Below are 19935 nucleotides of genomic sequence, written 5' to 3' on the forward strand. Positions count from 1 at the left end.
CCGAATTCGGGCCGTTCGACCCGTCCGGTCTGCCCGCACCCTTAGCGGAGGCGGGCGCGTGTTGTCACGCTTCCCGCGTGGGGAAAACCGGGTGCGCCCGGAAATCCGCGCGCAGTCAGAAGTCGCGCTTCGTGCCGGTGGTGCCCGTGGCGGCGACTGACGCCGGAATCGGCTCACCGTTCTTCGACGCGAAGTAGGTGTAGGACAGCGTCATCTCCGAAAGGTGCGCCGTGTTCGAATCCTTGCGCACTTCGGGGTCGATGTAGAACACCACCGGCACGTCCAGGGTCTCGCCCGGCTGCAGCGTCTGCTCCTTGAAGCAGAAGCACTCGATCTTGACGAAGTAGCTGCCCATCAGGCCGGGTTGGACGTTGAAGGTGGCGACGCCGGTGGAGGGCGTCGCGCCGGTGTTCTTCACCTGGAAGAACACCGTCTTGGTCTCGCCGAGTCGCGCCTCGACGCGACGCGATTCCGCCTTGAACCGCCACGGCAGCGAGGCCGACACGTTGGTGTCGAAGTGTACGACCATGCTGTCGTCGGTCGAAACGCCGGCCGTGAGCGCCGGCCCTTGGCGCGGCGTGCCGTCGTAGCCGGTCGCCTTACAGAACGCGTCGTAGAGCGGCACCGACGCGAAGGCGAGGCCGATCATGCCGACAGCCATGCCCGCGCATGCGAAGGCGGTGCGCAGCATCGTCCGGTTCGGGTTCGGCATGCTCATTCTACAGCGGCCGGTTCAGGATTTGCGGTCCGAGCTTGGCGATCGTCAGGACGAAGAACAGCAGCACCATGGCGCCGAGCGCCAGGGCGATCGCGATCGAACGCTTGCGTCGGCGCGCCTCCTCCTCGGGGGTGAGGGGGCGCATCTCGATCTTGGGGAAGCCGTGCGGATCGTATTCCATCAGGCGAAGACCGGGCGGAACAGGCCGAGGCTCTGCTCGGCGAGCAGCGCCGAGAATAGCACGAACAGGTAGAGGATCGAGAAGCCGAACATCCCCATCGCGGCCTTCTTCTCCGCCTCGCCCTCGCGGTTGCGGTAGACCTGCACGCTGAAGGCGAGCATCCCGAGGCCGCCGACCACGGCGACCACCGCGTAGAGCAGGCCGGCAAAGCCGATCCAGACCGGCACGAGGCCGAGCGGCGCGAGCAGCAGCGTGTAGTAGATGATCTGGCGGCGGGTCGAGGTCGGGCCGGCGGTGTTCGGCATCATCGGGATGCCGGCCTTGGCGTACTCACCAGCCTTCACCAGGGCGAGCGCCCAGAAGTGCGGCGGCGTCCAGATGAAGATGATCGCGAACAGGACCAGCGACTCGATGCCGACCGAACCGCTGACGACCGCCTGGCCGATCACCGGGGGGAGGGCGCCGGCCGCACCGCCGATGACGATGTTCTGCGCGGTCGCCCGCTTCAGCCACATCGAGTAGATCACCGCGTAGAACACGATGGTGAAGGCGAGCAGGCCCGCCGAGAGCCAGTTGGCGGCGAGCCCGAGTACCATCACCGAGCCGACCGAGAGCACTAGGCCGAAGGCCAGGGCCTCGTTCGGCTGGATGCGGCCGTCGGGGATCGGGCGCTTGGCGGTGCGCGTCATGATCGCGTCGATGTCGGCGTCCCACCACATGTTGAGGCAGCCCGACGCGCCCGCGCCGATCGCGATCATCAGCAGCGAGATCACGGCCACGGCCGGCGGGACGTGGCCGTGCGACACGACCATGCCGACCAGCGCGGTGAAGATCACCAGCACCATCACCCGCGGCTTCAGGAGAGCGAAATAGTCCGGCACGTCGCCGCCGACGACGGGGACCGGCGGCACTCCGACGGGCATGCTGTTCGACAGGGTGGTCATGGACACCGCAACCATTCTGCTTTTCGCACTCAAGCCCGCGCGGCGGGAGCGCTCGTTCCGCCGCGGGTAGACGCGAACCGGAACAGGTCCAAACGTCCGGGCAAGGCTCACCCGGAAAAGGGGGGATCCCGCCGAGCTTCGCTCAGACGGGACCGTCGCACCGCCCTTGCCGGGACCCTTCGCGGGAAGGGTCCGGGGAAGGGCGGGGGCTGCAAGCGCAGCCCCCGCCATGGTCGTCGATTCCGCTTACGCGAAACCCACTTCGTTTCCAGTTGGTCGCGTTTTCTTCACGTGAGCCGGATTCCACCTCACTCGAAAACGCTTCCGATCAGTGGTGGCCCGGCTCGTCGACGATGCGGGGCAGCGTCTCGAACTGGTGGAAGGGCGGCGGCGAGGACAGCGTCCACTCCAACGTGGTCGCACCGGGACCCCAGGGGTTGTCCGCAGCCCGCTCCTTCGAGCGGAAGGCGAGGATCACGCCGATGACGAACACCATCATGCCGAGGCCGAAGATGTGGCCGCCGTAGGTCGAGACCTTGTGCCAGCCGGCGAAGGCCTCCGGGTAGTCGGCGTAACGACGCGGCATGCCGGCGAGACCGAGGAAGTGCATCGGGAAGAACAGGACGTTCGCGCCGATGAAGGCCAGCCAGAAGTGCAGCTTTCCGGCCCACTCGGGGATGATGTGGCCGGTCATCTTCGGGAACCAGTAGTAGATACCCGCGAAGATGATGAACACGGCGCCGAGCGAGAGCACGTAGTGGAAGTGCGCGACGACGTAGTAGGTGTCGTGCAGGTACTTGTCGACAGCCGAGTTCGCGAGCACGACGCCGGTGACGCCGCCGACCGTGAACAGGAAGATGAAGCCCACCGCCCAGTGCATCGCCGCGGTGAAGCGGATCGAGCCGCCCCACATCGTCGCGATCCAGGAGAAGATCTTCACGCCGGTGGGCACCGCGATGACCATGGTGGCGAAGACGAAGTACGATTGCGTCTGCAGCGACAGGCCCACCGTATACATGTGGTGCGCCCACACGACGAAGCCGACGACGCCGATCGCGACCATCGCGTAAGCCATCGCGAGGTAGCCGAAGACGGGCTTGCGCGAGAACGTGGCGATGATGTGCGAGACGATGCCGAAGGCCGGCAGGATCATGATGTACACTTCGGGGTGACCGAAGAACCAGAACAGGTGCTGGTACAGGATCGGATCGCCGCCGCCGGCCGGGTCGAAGAAGGTGGTGCCGAAGTTGCGGTCGGTGAGCAGCATGGTGATCGCGCCGGCGAGGACCGGGAGCGACAGCAGCAGCAGGAAGGCGGTGACGAGCTCGGCCCAGGCGAAGAGCGGCATCTTGTGCAGCGTCATGCCGGGGGCGCGCATGTTCAGGATCGTGGTGATGAAGTTGATCGCCCCGAGGATCGAGCCGGCGCCGGACAGGTGCAGCGCGAAGATCGCGAAATCGACGGCCGGGCCGGGGTGGCCCGCGGTCGAGAGCGGCGGGTACACGGTCCAGCCGGTGCCGGCGCCGGACGCGCCGGGCGCGCCCTCGACGAACAGCGAGCAGATCAGGCTGCAGAAGCCCGCCACCGTCAGCCAGAACGAGACGTTGTTCATGCGCGGGAAGGCCATGTCCGGCGCGCCGATCATCAGCGGGACGAACCAGTTGCCGAACCCGCCGATCAGGGCCGGCATCACCATGAAGAACACCATGATGAGGCCGTGGCCGGTCACGAACACGTTGTAGGTCTGCGGATTGGAAAAGTACTGGAGACCGGGCGCCTCCATCTCCATCCGGATGCCGAAGGATAGGAACGCGCCGATCATGCCCGCGCAGAACGCGAACAGCAGGTAGAGCGTGCCGATATCCTTGTGGTTCGTGGAGAGGAACCAGCGGGCGAAGAAGGAAGGTTTGTGGTCGTGGGCCTCGTGGGCCCCTGCATGCGCTGCGGCGATTGCCATCTGAGCTGAGCCTTGTGCGTGTCTCTCGAGATCTCGGTGGGTCGGGCCGGCGCGGTGCTGGCCCGAGGCGCGCCCTCTATCGGGCGTCGGCGAACTTGGACCCGTCGTCGATGCGGGCGTACTTGGTCTTCGCCTCGCCGAGCCAGGCCGCGTAGGCCTCGTCGTTCACGACGCGCACGACAATCGGCATGTAGGCGTGGCGCTGGCCGCAGAGCTCGGAGCACTGGCCGTGATACGTGCCCTCGCGGTCGGCCTTGAACCAGAACTGGTTGAGGCGGCCCGGCACGGCGTCGATCTTGAAGCCGAAGGACGGCATCGCCCACGAGTGCATCACGTCGGCGGCGGTGACCTGGATCTTCACGATCTTGTTCACCGGCACGACCATCTCGTTGTCGGCCTGGAGCAGGCGCGGCTGCTTGTCCTCGTCGATGTTGGCATCGAACGAGAAGCCGCCGCCCTGGTCTGCGGGGTACTCGTAGGACCAGTACCAGGCATGGCCGGTCACCTTGATCATCACGTCGGACTTCGGATCCGAGAGCTGAACGCGCAACAGGCGGAACGAGGGGATTGCGACGGCGACGAGGATCAGCACCGGGACGATCGTCCAGGCCACCTCGATCAGGGTGTTGTGGGTGGTCTTCGAGGGCGTCGGGTTCCGCTTCTCGCTGAAGCGGTAGATGCACCACAGGATCAGTCCGAGCACGAACACGCAGATCGCGAGCGAGAGCCAGTGCACCCACGACTCGAACTGGAGGATGTCGCGCGCGTTCTCGGTGACCGGAACCTGGCGGGTCATCTGCCAGGGCTCGGGCTGGCCGATGCCGGCGGCCAGGGCCTGCGACGACGTCAGGAGCAACGCGCCGAACGCGGCGAGCCCCCTCTTGGAGCGGTGTTTCGTCTGCGCCGTCCGCATGTGCCTCTCGTGGCTCCCCTTGGTCACGTTACGCTCCGTCGACCGCCCGCGTCTTGCTTGTACGAGGCCCGCGGTGTCGTCCGGCGGAGTTGGACGCCCTGTCGGCGCGATGCCCGGGTATCCGATCGCGGTGTCAGACCACAAGGTCGTGCAAGGTGCAACCGCACAAGCGTCGCATCGCACGCTTTCCGGATGCGCCGCAGCACCACCGAAAGCATCGCCGCAGGGGCCGGAAGCATTCATGAGGCGGGGGCAGCATCGCCGCAGGCGCGGTCCGGGTCGCCGCCTGCTATGAGGCGGATGCGGGGGCGATCGGCGGGACCAGCGGAATGGCGGACGGAATGCGGACCGGGCGGAGCAGACCGGAGACGGCGGTGCGGGTGGCGACGCGCGTCGTCGCCTACGCCGCGCCGGAGCCGCGCGAGGGCGAGCGTGCGCTCGCCGTCGAGATGCCGGTCAACCTCGTCTACGGAAGCGTGCCCTACGCGGTGATGATGGCGACGCCCGCCGATCTCGAGGATTTCGCCTACGGCTTCAGCCTCACCGAGGGCATCGTCGCCTCGGCCGACGAGATCCGCGGCGCCGCGGTCGAGCGGGGCGAGGGCGGGCTACGGTTGCTGGTGGACCTCGCGCCGGGCCGGCTGCGCGAGCACCTCGCCCGCAAGCGCGCGATCAGCGGGCGCACCGGCTGCGGCGTCTGCGGGATCGAGGACCTCGCCGCCCTGCCGCGGGCGGAGACGCGCGACGCGTCCACCGCCGTGAGCGTCCGGCCGGAGGCGATCGCGCGCGCTCTGTCCGACCTCGGTGACGCCCAGGCGCTCGGGCGCGAGACGCGCGCGGTGCATGCGGCGGCCTGGGCAGGTCTCGACGGCAGCCTCGTGGCTGTGCGGGAAGATGTCGGCCGGCACAACGCCCTCGACAAGCTGATCGGCGCGCTGATCCGCGCAGGCACCGACCCGGCCGAAGGTTTCCTGGTGATCACCAGCCGCTGCTCGTTCGAGATGGTCGAGAAGGCGGCGCATTTCGGCGCGTCGGTCCTGGTCGCGATCTCGGCGCCGACCTCGCTCGCCATCGACCGGGCCCGCCTCCACCGCATGACGCTCTGCGCCATCGCCCGCGCCGATTCGTTCACGGTCTTCTGCGGGGACGAGCGCCTGGGCGCCTGGGTAGCTTGAGGCTTCAGGTTACGGGGTCTGCGCATCCTTGTCGGGCGCACCCGGCACCAGGGTCGCGCCGCCGATGACGCGGACGTTGCGCTTGGTCTCGGGCGGGTTCTGCCAAGTCTGCTCGGCCGCCTTCGCAGCGGGGGGCTTTGCTTCCGCCGCCTTGGTCTCGGAAGCCTTGGTCTCTGGGGATTTCGCCACCGTGCCGTCCGCGGGCGGCTGAACCGCTGCGGGCGTCGCGATGACGGCAGGCGCGGCCGCCTTCGGCGGCTCCGCCGTCGCGACGGGCGCTTCCGGCTTCGGCTCGGGTTTGGCGGCCTCCACCGGGCGCAGCTTCGGCACCTCGGGAACGGTGCGCGCCTGCGCTCTGCCTTCCGGGTTCTTGCCGTCGAGCGTCTTCCCGTCGAGCGTCCTACCGTCCGGCCCCCGGGTCGGGTTGCCGGTGCGTGCGAGCCGGCGCGGCGCCTCGACCGGCCCGCGGCGATCCGGGTTGATCCCGTGCGGGTTCGGCTCTGCAGGCGTGCGGCCGTAGGCGTCTGGTCCGCCCTCGGGCCGTACGAAGTCTGCGTCCGGCACAGGTCGGCGCGGGGGCACGCCGCGGCTCTCCGGCATCGGGATGTCGCCTGGCGGAAGAAGTCGCTCGGCCTGCCGCATCGGGCTCCGCGGCATCGCGTCCTCCTCGGTCCAGCCGTAGCCGGGGGCCGGGCGAGCGATCACCACCGGGCCGTCGTCGAGGCGCTGGCGGCCGAGGATCGCACCGTCTCGCGCGTCGACGAACAGGCGCACGCGGGCGCCGTTCGGGTTGAACGCCTCGACGACGTAGGCGCGGCCGTCGAAGCGCGGCCGGCTGATGCCGCTGAAGCCGCGCTCGCCCAGGCGCCAGGCTACCGCGCGGGGCGGCATGATCGCGTCGTCGAAGGCGTATTGCGCCTGCGCCGCGCCGGTGGCGCCGATCAGCAGGGCGCAGGCCGAGAGGCTCACGCGAAGACGACGATGGAATGGGTTCACGGCTGACATCCGGGTCACGCTCTCACAAATCGCCCGACCTCCTGCGGCGCTCGCCCCGCGCCGGGGAGTTTCGTCGAGGCCCGCCGACGATCCGGAGCGGGCCCCGCGCCGAAGGACCGCGTCCCGCGTGTCCTTCGGCCATTCCGGCAGGGTCGTTGCCCCGCATGCCGCTTGTGCTCGGCGTACGCCATTGACCGGACGATTCGGGCGCAATTGCGGGAGAATGCGGGCGCCAAGCGGCCGATTCCCGATGCAGTTCGACGGCGTTCGGTCGCTCCTGGCGCTGGGATCGAGCAGGGAAGGCGTGGGATGCGGCATCAAAACGCCGCTTTTGCCGGTGTGTGGGCCTTGCTGGAATATTTGAAATCTGCCAGTTTGCAGCGTTAGGACAGTATGACTGTCCCATTTCCGGTGGGCGCGCGCGATGGACGCCGCGCAGCGGGACCTAAGGGTCCGGGGTAGAGGGTTTCGGCACGTGATCATCGTGACGTCGAAACGAGATCTCAAGCCGGTCGCCGTCGAGGCGATCCGGGCCCACGCCGGCTGACATCGGGCCGGTGCGAGCCCGCGGGTTGCGGGCGCTTCCTCCACCGAGGACCCTCCCGAGACCCGACGAGACAAGATGACTGGCCCGGCCTCGCTTGAGTGTCGGGCATGAAACGTGCTCGCGTCGGCGGGCATGGACGTTCGGACGGGTCTGGTCGAACTTTTCGAACTTTCGGGGATGGTGGGCATGGCGGCTTTCGGGAATGCGGACATGACCGTGAGCGGAAACCTCGACGCGGACACCGCGCCGGCTTCGCGCGACGGCGTCGCGCCGCTCGTGGTGCGCGATCCGGCGATGCCGGTCGCCCAGGGTGCCTACGATCCGCGCAACGAGAAGGACGGCTGCGGCGTCGGCTTCGTCGCCGACATGCACGACCGGCGCACCCATGCCATCGTCGAGCAGGGCCTGAAGATCCTGGAGAACCTCGACCATCGCGGCGCGGTCGGCGCCGACCCGAAGATGGGCGACGGTTGCGGCATCCTCACGCAGATCCCGCACGCCTTCTTCGCCGAGGAGTGCTCGCGGCTCGGCTTCGAGCTGCCGCCGGCCGGCGACTACGCCATCGCGCAGCTGTTCATGCCGAAGGCCGAGGAGTCGCGCGCGATCATCGAATCCATCGTCGAGCAGTCGCTCGCCGCCGAGGGGCTTCCCCTGCTCGGCTGGCGCGACGTGCCGGTCGATCCCGAGGACCTCGGCGTCGCCGTGAAGGCGACCGAGCCGCATCACCGCCAGCTCTTCATCGGCCGCCCGGCCTCCGCGGCCGACGGCGACGCGTTCGAGCGGCGGATCTACGTCGCCCGTAAGGTGATTTCCGGCCGCGTCTACGGCCTGAAGGACCCGCGGGTGATGGAGTTCTATCCCGTCTCCGTGTCGAGCCGGACCATCGTCTACAAGGGCATGGTGCTGGTGAACCAGCTCGGGAACTACTTCCTCGACCTGAAGGACGAGCGCTTCGTCTCGGCGATCGCCCTCGTGCACCAGCGCTTCGCCACCAACACCTTCCCGACCTGGCGCCTGTCGCACCCCTACCGGATGGTCGCGCACAACGGCGAGATCAACACGCTGCGCGGCAACGTGAACTGGATGGCCGCCCGCCAGGCGAGCGTCGATTCGGACCTGTTCGGCAACGACATCTCGAAGCTGTGGCCGATCTCCTACGAGGGCCAGTCCGACACCGCGTGCTTCGACAACGCGCTCGAGTTCCTCGTCATGGGCGGCTACCCGCTCGCCCACGCGATGATGATGCTCATCCCCGAGGCCTGGGCCGGCAACCCGCTGATGAGCGAGGAGCGGCGGGCCTTCTACGAGTACCACGCCGCGCTGATGGAGCCGTGGGACGGCCCGGCGGCGGTCGCCTTCACCGACGGCCGCCAGATCGGCGCGACCCTCGACCGCAACGGACTGCGCCCCGCCCGCTACATCGTCACCGACGACGGCCTCGTCGTGCTCGCCTCAGAAATGGGCGTGCTGCCGATCCCGGATGAGAAGATCGTCCAGTCCTGGCGCCTGCAGCCGGGCCGGATGCTTCTGATCGACCTGGAGAAGGGCCGCATCGTCGACGACGAGGAGATCAAGGGCGAGCTCGCGGCCGCGCACCCCTACGCCGACTGGGTGAAGAACACCCAGATCGTGCTGGAGGATCTCAAGCCCGTCACCGCTCGCGAGAGCCGCACCGACGTGTCGCTGCTCGATCGCCAGCAGGCGTTCGGCTACAGCCAGGAAGACCTCAAGCTGCTCATGGCGCCGATGGCCGTGACCGGCCAGGAGGCGGTCGGCTCCATGGGCACCGACACGCCGCTCTCGGCTTTGTCCGACAAGTCGAAGTCGCTCTACACCTACTTCAAGCAGAACTTCGCGCAGGTCACCAACCCGCCGATCGACCCGATCCGCGAGGAGGCCGTGATGAGCCTCGTCTCGTTCATCGGCCCGCGCCCGAACCTGCTCGACATGGAAGGCGCCTCCCGCCGCAAGCGCCTGGAAGTCCGCCAACCGATCCTGACCAACACGGACCTCGAGAAGATCCGCTCGATCGGCCATTTCGAGGACCGCTTCGACACAAAGACCCTCGACATCACCTATCCGGCCGAGACCGGCGCGGCGGCGATGAACGGCGCGCTCGACCGGCTCTGCGACCGCGCGGAAGTCGCGGTGCGCGGCGGCTACAACATCATCGTCCTGTCCGACCGCGCGGTCGGCCCCGATCGTATCCCGATCCCGGCGCTGCTCGCGACGGCGGCCGTGCACAACTACCTGATCCGCAAGGGGCTTCGCACCTCGGTCGGCCTCGTGGTCGAATCGGGCGAGCCGCGCGAGATCCATCACTTCGCCTGCCTGGCCGGCTACGGCGCCGAGGCGATCAACCCGTATCTCGCCTTCGAGACGCTGGTGGCGATGAAGCACGAGTTCCCGCCGGACCTCTTGGATGAGGAGATCATCTACCGCTACATCAAGTCGATCGATAAGGGCCTGCTGAAGGTCATGTCGAAGATGGGCATCTCGACCTACCAGTCCTATTGCGGCGCGCAGATCTTCGACGCGATCGGGCTGAACTCGGCCTTCGTCGCGCGCGACTTCTTCGGCACGGCGACGATGGTCGAGGGCGTCGGCATGGCCGAGATCGCCGAGGAGACCGTGCGCCGCCACGCCGACGCGTTCGGCGACGCGCCGATCTATCGCAACGCCCTCGACGTCGGCGGCGAGTACGCCTACCGGCTGCGCGGCGAGGCCCACACCTGGACCCCCGACACGGTCGCGACGCTTCAGCATGCGGTGCGTCTCGGCGTGCCCGAGCGCTACCGCGAATACGCCCGGCTGGTGAACGACCAGGAGCAGCAGCTCAAGACCCTGCGCGGCCTGTTCCGGATCAAGCTCGCCCCCGAGATCGGGCGCGAGCCGGTGGCGCTGGAGAGCGTCGAGCCGGCCTCCGAGATCGTCAAGCGCTTCGCCACCGGCGCGATGTCCTACGGCTCGATCTCGAAGGAGGCGCACGAGACGCTGGCCATCGCCCTGAACTCCTTCGGCGGACGCTCGAACTCGGGCGAGGGCGGCGAGGAGGTCGAGCGCTTCAAGCCGCTGCCGGACGGGCGCTCGCGCCGCTCGGCGATCAAGCAGGTCGCGTCGGGGCGCTTCGGCGTCACCACCGAGTACCTCGTCAACGCCGACATGATGCAGATCAAGGTCGCTCAGGGCGCCAAGCCCGGCGAGGGCGGCCAGCTGCCCGGCCACAAGGTCGACGCCAAGATCGCGAAGGTCCGCTACGCCACCCCGGGCGTCGGCCTGATCTCGCCGCCGCCGCACCACGACATCTACTCGATCGAGGATCTGGCGCAGCTGATCTACGACCTGAAGAACGTGAACCCGGCGGCCGACGTGTCGGTGAAGCTCGTCTCCGAGGTCGGCGTCGGCACGGTCGCCACCGGCGTCGCCAAGGCGCGGGCCGACCACATCACCATCTCGGGCTTCGACGGCGGCACCGGCGCGGCGCCGCTGACCTCGCTGAAGCACGCCGGCGGTCCGTGGGAAACGGGGCTGGCCGAGACGCAGCAGACGCTGGTGATGAACCACCTGCGCGGCCGCGTCGCGCTGCAGGCCGACGGCGGCATCCGCACCGGCCGCGACGTGCTGATCGCGGCGCTCCTCGGCGCCGACCAGTTCGGCTTCTCCACCGCGCCGCTGATCGCGGCCGGCTGCATCATGATGCGCAAGTGCCACCTCAACACCTGCCCGGTCGGCGTCGCGACGCAGGACCCGGTTCTGCGCAAGCGCTTCAAAGGCACGCCCGAGCACGTGGTGAACTACTTCTTCTACGTCGCCGAGGAGCTGCGCGAGCTGATGGCGGCGATGGGCTTCACCAAGCTCGAAGACCTCGTCGGCCGCTCGGACTTCCTCGACAAGGTCGAGGCGATCCAGCACTGGAAGGCGCGTGGACTCGACTTCTCGAAGTTGTTCCACCGGCCCGACGTCGGGCCGGACGTGGCGATCCGCTGGGTCGAGACGCAGAAGCACCCGATCGACGACGTCCTCGACCGGCGCCTGATCGCCGGCGCGCAGAACGCGATCGACACCGGCGAGCCGGTGGTCCTCCACGACGTGATCCGCAACTCCGACCGGACGGCGGGCGCGATGCTGTCGGGCGCCGTCGCCAAGGCGCACGGCCACGAAGGCCTGCCCGACGACACCATCGTGGTGAAGCTCGCCGGCACCGCCGGACAGAGCTTCGGCGCCTGGGTCGCGGCCGGCGTGACGATCGAGCTCACCGGCCACGGCAACGACTACGTCGGCAAGGGCCTGTCGGGCGGCAAGCTGATCATCCGGCCGAGCGATTCGCTCAAGGCGCCCGCCGACAGGACGATCATGGTCGGCAACACCGTGCTCTACGGCGCCATCGCCGGCGAGTGCTACATCCGCGGCTCGGCCGGCGAGCGCTTCGCCGTGCGCAACTCCGGCGCGATCACCGTGGTCGAGGGCATGGGCGACCATGGCTGCGAGTACATGACCGGCGGCGTCGTCGTGTCGATCGGCGAGACCGGGCGCAACTTCGCGGCCGGCATGTCCGGCGGCATCGCCTACGTGCTCGACGAGGACGGATCGTTCTCGGCCCGCTGCAACCTCTCGATGGTCGACCTCGAACCCGTCGAGGAGGAAGACGACCTGATGCGCCGCTTCCACCAGGACGGCGACCTCGAGACCAAGGGCCGCGTCGACATCCTCGCAGACATGTCGGGGCATGACGAGGAGCGCCTGTCGCAGCTCATCACCAACCACCTGAAGTACACGGGCAGCCCGCGCGCCAAGGCGATCCTCGAGGATTGGGCGGGCTACCGCACCAAGTTCGTCAAGGTGATGCCGGTGGAGTACCGCCGGGCGCTCCGCGAGATGGAGATGGCGCGGATGCCGGTGGCGGCGGAGTAAGGACCGTCGCTCTCTCGGTGAGAGACGCCCCTGCGCGTCGTCTACGATGACGAGCAGCGCGCGCACGCGTTGCGTGAGCGCGGGTTGGATTTCGCTCGATGTGGGCAAGTCTTCAACGGGACCGAAGCGACGCGTGAGGACGTGCGGTTCAGTTATAGGGAGACACGGTGGATCACAGTCGGTCTCCTCGACGGCCGAATGGTCATCGTGGTCTGGACGGAACGGGACGGCGATCGACGGATCATCAGCTTGAGGAAGGCCAATGAACGAGAGCAGGCGCAATTCGGCGGCCGCACCCGATCAACCGATGTTTCCCGATGAGATCGGCTGGGATCCCGACGACGCACCGGAGCTGGATGCTGCTTGGTTCGAACAAGCGGATATTCGGGTCGGCGGTCGCTTGGTCGAACGTGGTCATCGCCCTGGTGAGACGGAGCGACTTGTCCTCCCGACGAACCTCGTCGAACGGTTCCGGAGCGGTGGTCCGGACTGGCAGATCCGCATCGAGACCGCGCTGAAGGAATGGCTGAACGAACACCCCGGCCGGCTTTGAAGTCGGTCGGCCATGAAGGAAGACGCCGCCGACGATGGACAGCGCGAGGGGAGGCGCATGACGGATACGTTCTCGACGACGCCGCCCGCCGCCATGCGGATCTACGGCGACCTCACCTCGGGCAACTGCCTGAAGATCAAGATCGTCGCCGATGTTCTCGGCCTCGCCTACGAATGGGTCCAGGTCGATGCGCTGAAGGGCGAGACGCGGACGCCTGCGTATCTCGCCCTGTTCCCGGCCGGGCAGATCCCGGGGGTGGTGTTCGACGACGGGCGGCGCCTCGCCCAGTCGAACGCCATCATGCGGTATCTCGCCCGCGAGAGCGCGCTGCTTCCGGGCGACCCGTTCGCGGCGGCGACCGTCGACCAGTGGCTGTTCTGGGAGCAGTACAGCCACGAGCCGACCATCGCGGTCTGCCGCGTTGAGATGACGTTTCGCGGCGTGCCGCGCGAGGGGCGCGATCCGGGCCGGGTCGCGCGCGGCGAGGCGGCGCTCGACCTGATGGAGCGGCACCTCGCGGAAAGCGAATGGTTCGTCGGCGACGACGTGACCATCGCCGACGTCGCCCTGTTCGCCTACACCCAGTGGGCCGACGGGGGTGGATTCGACTTGGCGGGGAGGCCCGCGATCCGGGGTTGGCTCGACCGATGCAGGGTCGCGTTCCGGCTCGAACCCGACGCTATCGCCGCTGCCGCCGGTCGCTGACCGGAAAGCTGCGACACCGATTTTTCGCTACCGACGCTGAGTACACCGATGGGCAAGATCACCGGCTTCCTCGAATTCGACCGGCAGGACCAGAAGTACCAGCTCGCGGCCGACCGCGTGCGGCACTTCCGCGAGTTCACCCTGCCGCTCGACGAGCACGACCTGAAGAAGCAGGCGGCGCGCTGCATGGATTGCGGCATCCCGTTCTGCCATGGGCCGACCGGCTGCCCGGTGCACAACCAGATTCCCGATTGGAACGACCTCGTCTTCCAGTCGGATTGGGAGGAGGCGGCGCGCAACCTCCACTCCACCAACAACTTCCCGGAGTTCACCGGCCGCATCTGCCCGGCGCCGTGCGAGGAGGCGTGCACGCTGAACCTCGAGAACCAGCCGGTGGCGATCAAGACGATCGAGCAGGCCATCGCCGACCGGGCCTGGAACATGGGCTGGGTGAAGCCGGAGCCGTCGTCGATCCGCACCGGCAAGAAGGTGGCGGTGATCGGTTCGGGTCCGGCCGGCCTCGCGGCGGCGCAGCAGCTCGCCCGCGTCGGGCACGCGGTCCACGTCTACGAGCGCGAGCCGAAGGCCGGCGGTCTGCTCCGCTACGGCATCCCCGACTTCAAGATGGAGAAGCGCCACATCGATCGGCGCGTGAAGCAGATGGAAGCCGAAGGCGTGGTCTTCCACTACAACCAGAACGTCGGCGTGACGAAGCCGGTCGAGGAGCTGACCGCCGAGTACGATGCTGTGCTGTTCTCCGGCGGCGCCGAGGACCCGCGCAACCCGCAGCTGCCGGGGCAGGAGCTCGAGGGCGTGCACTACGCGATGCCCTACCTGATCCAGTCGAACCGGCGGGTCGGCGCCGAGCCGATGCGCGGCAACGGCGAGGCGCCGATCCTGGCGTCGGGCAAGAACGTGGTGGTGATCGGCGGCGGTGACACCGCGTCCGACTGCGTCGGCACCGCGTTCCGTCAGGGCGCCCTGTCGGTGACGCAGCTCGACATCCGCCCGCGGCCGCCCGAGCGCGAGGACAAGCTCTCGGTCTGGCCGTACTGGCCGACCAAGATGCGGACCTCGTCGAGCCAGGCCGAGGGCGCCGAGCGCGAGTTCCAGGCGGCCACCCTCCGGCTCGAAGGCAACAAGAAGGGGCGTCTCACCGGGGTCGTCTGCGCCCGCGTCGACGCCAAGCGCCAGCCCATCGAGGGCTCGGAATTCGTCCTGCCGGCCGACCTCGTGTTCATGGCGATCGGATTCGCCGGCTCGATCCAGAAGGGGCTTCTGGAGCAGTCCGGCATCACGGTCGACAAGCGCGGCAACGTCACGGCGAACGAGGAGGATTACCGCACCTCCGATCCGAAGATCTGGGCGGCCGGCGACATGCGCCGCGGCCAGTCCCTGGTCGTGTGGGCGATCCGCGAGGGCCGGCAGGCCGCCCGCTCGATCGACGAGACGCTGATGGGCGCCTCGATCCTGCCGCGCTGAGTCTCTGCCGGGCGTTCAGCCCGGGGGCCAGCGGAAGTCGTCGGCTCGTCCGGGCTGCGGCAGCGGCGCCGCGCCGCGTTGGAGCGCGCGTTCGACGGTGCCGGTTGCGTCGCCGTCGCGCGGCCGGCCGCTGACGAGGACGCCGCCCGGCGAGAGCTCGACCCGGCCGAGCGGCACGACCGGACCCGCCGCGGGCTTCACCGGCAGCGCCGGCACCCCCGGGGGCTCGGGCAGGCTCGGCAGCATCGCCGTGATCTGCCGGTCGATCGCGGTGACGTCGTCGAGCTTCGTCGGCGCCGCATCCAGCGGCGTCGCAGGCAGGGCCGAGACGGCCGCCGCCGGCTGCTCCGGGGCGGCCGGCGTCGTCGCGCCCATCAGGCGCTTCAACTCCACGTCGGCGAAATGCGCGAGCTTGCGGGCGCCGGCATGGGTGAAGTGCACGCCGTCGGCGGTGCGCAGCTTGGCGGTCTGCCCGTCGAGGTCCGGCCCGGTGGCGGTGTAGTGGTTGCGGTCGTCGGAGAATCCCGGCCCGACGTCGACGTAGGTGCCGCCGCCCTTGGTGACCGCGTCCCGGATGATGTCGTTGATGCTGCCGAGGTCGCGGGTCAGGCTCTCGCTGCGCATCGGCGGGGTGCCGACCCAGACCAGCGGGATCTTCCGGTCGGCGAACACGTTGACCAAGGCCTCGACGCGGGCGCGGTAGAGCTCGCGCCAGCGATCGGTGAGCGGGTCGAGGGTCTGGTCGCCGTCGCGTATCGGCTGGCGATCGTTGGCGCCGAGCATGACCACGGCGTAGCCGACCTTCGGGTTCGCCTTGAGGTAGTCGTCTGCGGCCTTCGGCCAGTCGATGACGTCCCGGCGCACGAGGCCGCTGTCGCCTTTGGCCCTGTCGATCACCGCGATGTCGGCGCTGTCCGCGAAGACGTCGTCGAGTCCGCGGCTCAGGTGGTCGGCCAGCGAATCGCCGAACACCGCGATCTGCACCTTCGCCTCGGTCTTCTTCAACGCCGGCGTCGGGGCCGCGATCGTGGGCGCCGGCCGGGTCTGCGGTCGCCGGATCTGGCGCGGTGCAGCGTCGGCACCGACCGGCGGGCGCGGACGTGGCGGACGGTAGGTCGGGGCGACCTGGCGCGGCTCGGGCGCGCTCGGCCTGTCCTCCCAGGGCCAGTAGAACTGCCTTCGTTCGGGCTCCGGCGCCGTGGCACGGCGCGGGGCCCGAGCATAGCCGTCGTCCTCGCGGTAATAGGCGTCGCGGCCGCGACGGCGCGGCTGGTCGTAGTTGTCGCCCCACTGCGCCTCGGCCGGCGACGGCGGCAGGAGGACGAGCGGTAGAGCGAGGCCGAACCCGAGCGCCAGGACGATGCGGGGCCCCTTGGCGGTTGTCACAACTCGGTTCGTCGCATCGCGTCTCATCCGCCCTCCGTTCATGCGCCCTCCGGTGCCGCGGACTTCGACCCGCGGTTGAGCATAGCCGAGCCCTTACTGCGCGTCTAAGGCCTGCCCGATAGACGGTCACGGAGCGCCGGCGTCGCGTAGCCGTCGGCGGTCAGGCCCTCGCGGACCTGATAGCGGCGGATCGCCTCGCGCAGCTTCGGGCCCGCCCGTCCGTCGGCCTCGCCGGCATAGAGTCCCTCGCGCGAAAGGCCCGTCTGCAGCGTCTGCAGCCCGGCCTTATCGAGGCGGGAGGCAGCGCTCGGCCAGGGGGCGGCGAGCGGCGGCCCTCCGGCCAGCCGGTCGGCGAGGTGCCCGATGGCGAGGGCATACGAGTCCGAGGTGTTGTAGCCGCGGATCACCTCGAAGTTGTCGGTGATCAGGAAGGCGGGACCGCCGGCGCCGCCGGGCAGGAAGACGGACGCGGCCCCCTTGTCCGGCAGGTCGCCGCCGTCGATGCGGCGCACGCCGCGGCGGGCGAAGTCGGAGAGGTCGGCCGCGTAGCGGGTCAGGTCGAACCGGTCGGGGAGGCGGACCGCGTAACCCCAAGAGATGGCGGAGTTCCACCCGAGATCCTTGAGGTAGGCGGCGATGGAGGCGAGCGCGTCGGCGTCGCTCGTCCAGATGTCGCGCCGGCCGTCGCCGTCGAAGTCGACGGCGTGCGCCAGGAAGGTCGAGGGCAGGAACTGTACCTGCCCCATGGCGCCGGCCCAGCTGCCGAGCATCCGCTCCGGCGCGACGTCGCCGCGCTGCAGGATCGCGAGGGCGGCCAGCAGCTCGTCGCGGAACAGCGTGCCGCGGTGCCGCGCGGCGGCGAGGGTCGCCAGGGCGCGGACCGTTGGTACCGTGCCGCCGCTCGCGCCAAAATCCGACTCGACGCCCCAAATCGCCAGCAGCACCGAGGCCGGGACGCCGTAGCGCGCCTCGATCGCCGGCAGGGCCTGACCGAGCGCTGCGGCACGCGCCCGGCCGCGGGCGATCCGCCCGGGCGAGACCGCGCCGACGAGGTATTCCCAGACCGGCCGCCCGAACTCGCTCTGACCCTTGATCCGCGCGAGGACAGTTGGATCGGGCGTCACGCCCCGAAACGCCGCATCGAAGGTCGCGGGCGTGATGCCCTTCGCCAGGGCGTCGACGCGCAGGGCGGCGACGAAGGCCGGAAACGCATCCGATTGGCCGGCCTTCCCGACAGGGGCGGCCTGTGCCGCGAACGCCCCGGAGGCGATGCAGAGGCCGAGCGCGAGAAGCGCGGCGGGGAACGGGTGGATTGCCATCAGATCCGGTTGCGTTTGGACAAGGCGTCTTCCCAATCGAGCGCCTGCCGGACGATCCCGTCGAGGTCGTCGTATTTCGGGCGCCAGCCGAGGCGGTCGCGGATCCGCGACGCCTCGGCGACGATCCGTGCCGGGTCGCCCGGGCGGCGGGTCGAGACGCGAACCGGGAAGTCCCGCCCCGACACGCGCTTCACCGTGTCGATCACCTCCAGCACCGAGTAGCCGGTGCCGTAGCCGCAGTTCAGCGTCAGGCTCTCGCCGCCGGCGCGCAGGTGGTCGAGGGCGACCCGGTGCGCCTCGGCGAGGTCCGAGACCTGGATGTAGTCGCGCAGGCACGAGCCGTCCGGGGTCGGGTAGTCGGTCCCGAACACCTCGAGGTGCGGGCGCTGGCCGAGCGCGGCCTGGGTCGCGACCTTGATCAGGTGGGTCGCGTTCGGCGTCGATTGCCCGGTGCGCCCCCGCGGGTCGGCGCCGGCGACGTTGAAGTAGCGCAGGATGACGTAGCTGAAGCCGTACGCGGCGGCCGCGTCCCGGATCATCCACTCGCTCATCAGCTTCGAGCGGCCGTAGGGGTTGATCGGGTTGGCGGGCAGGTCCTCCGGCACCGGCACCGTCTCCGGCTCGCCGTAGACCGCGGCGGTCGAGGAGAAGATCACGTGCTTCACGCCGGTGCGGACGGCGGTCTCGATCAGGGCGCGGGTCTTGACCGTGTTGGCGAGGTAGTAGTGCAGCGGGTCGGCGACAGAGTCCGGCACCACGATGCGGGCGGCGAAGTGGGCGATCGCGTCGACCCGATGCTGCAGGATCGTCTCGGTGACGAGGGCGGGGTCGCCGACGTCGCCGCGCACGAGCGGCACCTCCGGCGGCAGCGCCCAATCGAAGCCGGTGGAAAGGTCGTCAAGGACGACCACCTCCTCGTGCCCGGCGTCTTGAAGCGCCAGAACCATGTGGCTGCCGATATAGCCGGCACCGCCCGTGACCAGAACCGCCATCGTCGCCCTTGGAAAGAAATCGCTCGCGCAGGCCTGCGCGAGCTTGCTTTTAACCGATAATGCTCAATCGTGCGCCGCGACGGCCCATGGCCGATCGCTCGCCGTGCTAGTGTTGCCAGGAACGCCCGGCCCGTCCAACTCCCACGTTTGGGTTTTTGCTTGATGAAACCGATCCGAAAGGCCGTCCTCCCCGTTGCGGGCCTCGGCACCCGCTTCCTGCCCGCCACCAAGGCCGTCCCGAAAGAGATGCTGACGGTGGTCGACCGGCCGGTCGTGCAGCACGTGGTCGACGAGGCGCGGGAAGCCGGCATCGAGCACTTCATCTTCGTCACGGGCCGCGGCAAGGCGGTGATCGAGGACCATTTCGACATCGCGTTCGAGCTCGACCGGATGCTGCAGGAGCGCGGCAAGCAGGCCGCCTACGAGGAGCTGAAGCGCGACCTGCCGGCCGCCGGCCAGACCAGCTTCACCCGTCAGCAGGCGCCGCTCGGCCTCGGCCACGCGGTGTGGTGCGCCCGCGAGATCGTCGGCGACGAGCCCTTCGCCGTGCTGCTGCCGGACATGCTCAGTCGCGGCTGCATGGGCCAGATGCTCTCCGCCTACGAGCGGCACGGCGGCAACGTCATCGCGGTAGAAGAGGTCGCGCCCGAGGAGACGCACCAGTACGGCATCGTCAGCGTCGGCGAGACCTTCGGCCAGACCTTCGAAGTCACCGGCATGGTCGAGAAGCCGAAGCAGGGAACCGCGCCGTCGAACTTCATCATCTCGGGCCGCTACATCCTCCAGCCGGAGATCTTCGGAATCCTCGAGCACGGCGAGAAGGGCGCGGGCGGCGAGATCCAGCTCACCGATGCGATGATCAAGCTGATGGGAAGCCAGGACTTCTTCGGCATGCGCTACGAGGGCCGCACCTACGATACCGGCTCCAAGCTCGGCTTCCTCACCGCCAACATCGCCTACGCCCTCGATCGCAAGGACCTCGCAGGGCCCCTCAAGGCGGAGATCGCCAAGCTGCTCGCAGATCACTGAGCGTCGCCGGACGTGCAGCCGGTGCGGGCAGGGTATGCGCGCGCGGTAGGGGGATTTCGCTTGCGCTTTGTGCGCCGCAATCTACTTTGTGCATTGCGGGATCGCGATGGCGTCGCGGTCCGGCAGC

General features: G+C 69.1%; 16 protein-coding genes. 7 read left to right on the plus strand and 9 right to left on the minus strand.

Annotated features, from left to right (window positions below; translation table 11 throughout):
* Positions 1-115: 115 nt before the first annotated feature.
* From MFF13_RS16440 to coxB, 5 genes are all read right to left on the minus strand, one after another.
* Positions 116-718 carry a cytochrome c oxidase assembly protein gene (locus tag MFF13_RS16440; protein ID WP_147763342.1) on the minus strand — a complete coding sequence of 201 codons (603 nt, stop codon included), beginning with the start codon at positions 716-718 and terminating at the stop codon, positions 116-118.
* A gap of 1 nt (position 719) precedes the next feature.
* Positions 720-899 carry a cytochrome c oxidase system small membrane protein gene (locus MFF13_RS16445; RefSeq protein WP_147725195.1) on the minus strand — a complete coding sequence of 60 codons (180 nt, stop codon included), beginning with the start codon at positions 897-899 and terminating at the stop codon, positions 720-722.
* Positions 899-1843 (minus strand): heme o synthase, encoded by a 945-nt coding sequence (locus MFF13_RS16450; protein WP_147763357.1) that lies wholly within the window; start codon positions 1841-1843, stop codon positions 899-901. Before MFF13_RS16450 ends, MFF13_RS16445 begins: the two co-directional genes overlap by 1 nt.
* A 328-nt stretch (positions 1844-2171) precedes the next feature.
* A complete protein-coding gene (gene ctaD, locus MFF13_RS16455) occupies positions 2172-3800 on the minus strand; it encodes a cytochrome c oxidase subunit I (RefSeq protein WP_238272543.1) in 1629 nt (542 codons plus the stop codon).
* Between the two features lie 76 nt (positions 3801-3876).
* Positions 3877-4713 carry a cytochrome c oxidase subunit II gene (gene coxB, locus MFF13_RS16460; protein WP_147750900.1) on the minus strand — a complete coding sequence of 279 codons (837 nt, stop codon included), beginning with the start codon at positions 4711-4713 and terminating at the stop codon, positions 3877-3879.
* Positions 4714-5042: 329 nt separating this feature from the next.
* On the opposite strand from coxB, the gene fdhD reads away from it, so the two are divergent.
* Positions 5043-5888 (plus strand): formate dehydrogenase accessory sulfurtransferase FdhD, encoded by an 846-nt coding sequence (gene fdhD, locus MFF13_RS16465; protein WP_147763340.1) that lies wholly within the window; start codon positions 5043-5045, stop codon positions 5886-5888.
* Positions 5889-5897: 9 nt separating this feature from the next.
* Here the strand turns inward: fdhD and MFF13_RS16470 are convergent, their stop codons facing one another.
* Positions 5898-6884, minus strand: coding sequence for a hypothetical protein (locus tag MFF13_RS16470; RefSeq protein WP_238272560.1), 987 nt, complete (start codon positions 6882-6884; stop codon positions 5898-5900).
* A gap of 757 nt (positions 6885-7641) precedes the next feature.
* On the opposite strand from MFF13_RS16470, the gene gltB reads away from it, so the two are divergent.
* From gltB to MFF13_RS16495, 5 genes are all read left to right on the plus strand, one after another.
* Entirely contained in the window at positions 7642-12342 is a 4701-nt protein-coding gene (gene gltB, locus MFF13_RS16475) for a glutamate synthase large subunit (RefSeq protein ID WP_147763338.1), read from the plus strand.
* 84 nt (positions 12343-12426) lie between these two features.
* The gene (locus MFF13_RS16480; protein ID WP_238272544.1) at positions 12427-12663 is read left to right on the plus strand and encodes a BrnT family toxin; all 237 of its coding nucleotides are present in this window, start codon (positions 12427-12429) and stop codon (positions 12661-12663) included.
* The gene (locus MFF13_RS16485; protein WP_210246517.1) at positions 12605-12895 is read left to right on the plus strand and encodes a BrnA antitoxin family protein; all 291 of its coding nucleotides are present in this window, start codon (positions 12605-12607) and stop codon (positions 12893-12895) included. The genes MFF13_RS16480 and MFF13_RS16485 overlap by 59 nt, the downstream gene beginning before the upstream one ends.
* Positions 12896-12988: 93 nt before the next feature.
* Positions 12989-13600, plus strand: coding sequence for a glutathione S-transferase family protein (locus MFF13_RS16490; protein WP_238272554.1), 612 nt, complete (start codon positions 12989-12991; stop codon positions 13598-13600).
* Between the two features lie 48 nt (positions 13601-13648).
* On the plus strand, positions 13649-15082 hold the full coding sequence (locus tag MFF13_RS16495) for a glutamate synthase subunit beta (protein WP_147763337.1): 1434 nt from the start codon (positions 13649-13651) through the stop codon (positions 15080-15082).
* A gap of 15 nt (positions 15083-15097) precedes the next feature.
* Here MFF13_RS16495 and MFF13_RS16500 read toward each other — a convergent pair whose 3' ends face one another.
* From MFF13_RS16500 to galE, 3 genes are all read right to left on the minus strand, one after another.
* Positions 15098-16495 carry an SGNH/GDSL hydrolase family protein gene (locus MFF13_RS16500; protein ID WP_373322558.1) on the minus strand — a complete coding sequence of 466 codons (1398 nt, stop codon included), beginning with the start codon at positions 16493-16495 and terminating at the stop codon, positions 15098-15100.
* 77 nt (positions 16496-16572) lie between these two features.
* Positions 16573-17787 (minus strand): lytic murein transglycosylase, encoded by a 1215-nt coding sequence (locus MFF13_RS16505; protein ID WP_147814437.1) that lies wholly within the window; start codon positions 17785-17787, stop codon positions 16573-16575.
* The gene (gene galE, locus MFF13_RS16510) at positions 17787-18779 is read right to left on the minus strand and encodes a UDP-glucose 4-epimerase GalE (RefSeq protein WP_147763334.1); all 993 of its coding nucleotides are present in this window, start codon (positions 18777-18779) and stop codon (positions 17787-17789) included. Before galE ends, MFF13_RS16505 begins: the two co-directional genes overlap by 1 nt.
* Before the next feature lie 162 nt (positions 18780-18941).
* Here galE and MFF13_RS16515 point away from each other — a divergent pair, with 162 nt between their 5' ends.
* Positions 18942-19808 (plus strand): UTP--glucose-1-phosphate uridylyltransferase, encoded by an 867-nt coding sequence (locus MFF13_RS16515; protein ID WP_147763333.1) that lies wholly within the window; start codon positions 18942-18944, stop codon positions 19806-19808.
* The last annotated feature ends 127 nt before the right edge of the window (positions 19809-19935 follow it).

It is taken from the genome of Methylobacterium cerastii (assembly GCF_022179125.1).
GTDB lineage: Bacteria > Pseudomonadota > Alphaproteobacteria > Rhizobiales > Beijerinckiaceae > Methylobacterium > Methylobacterium cerastii.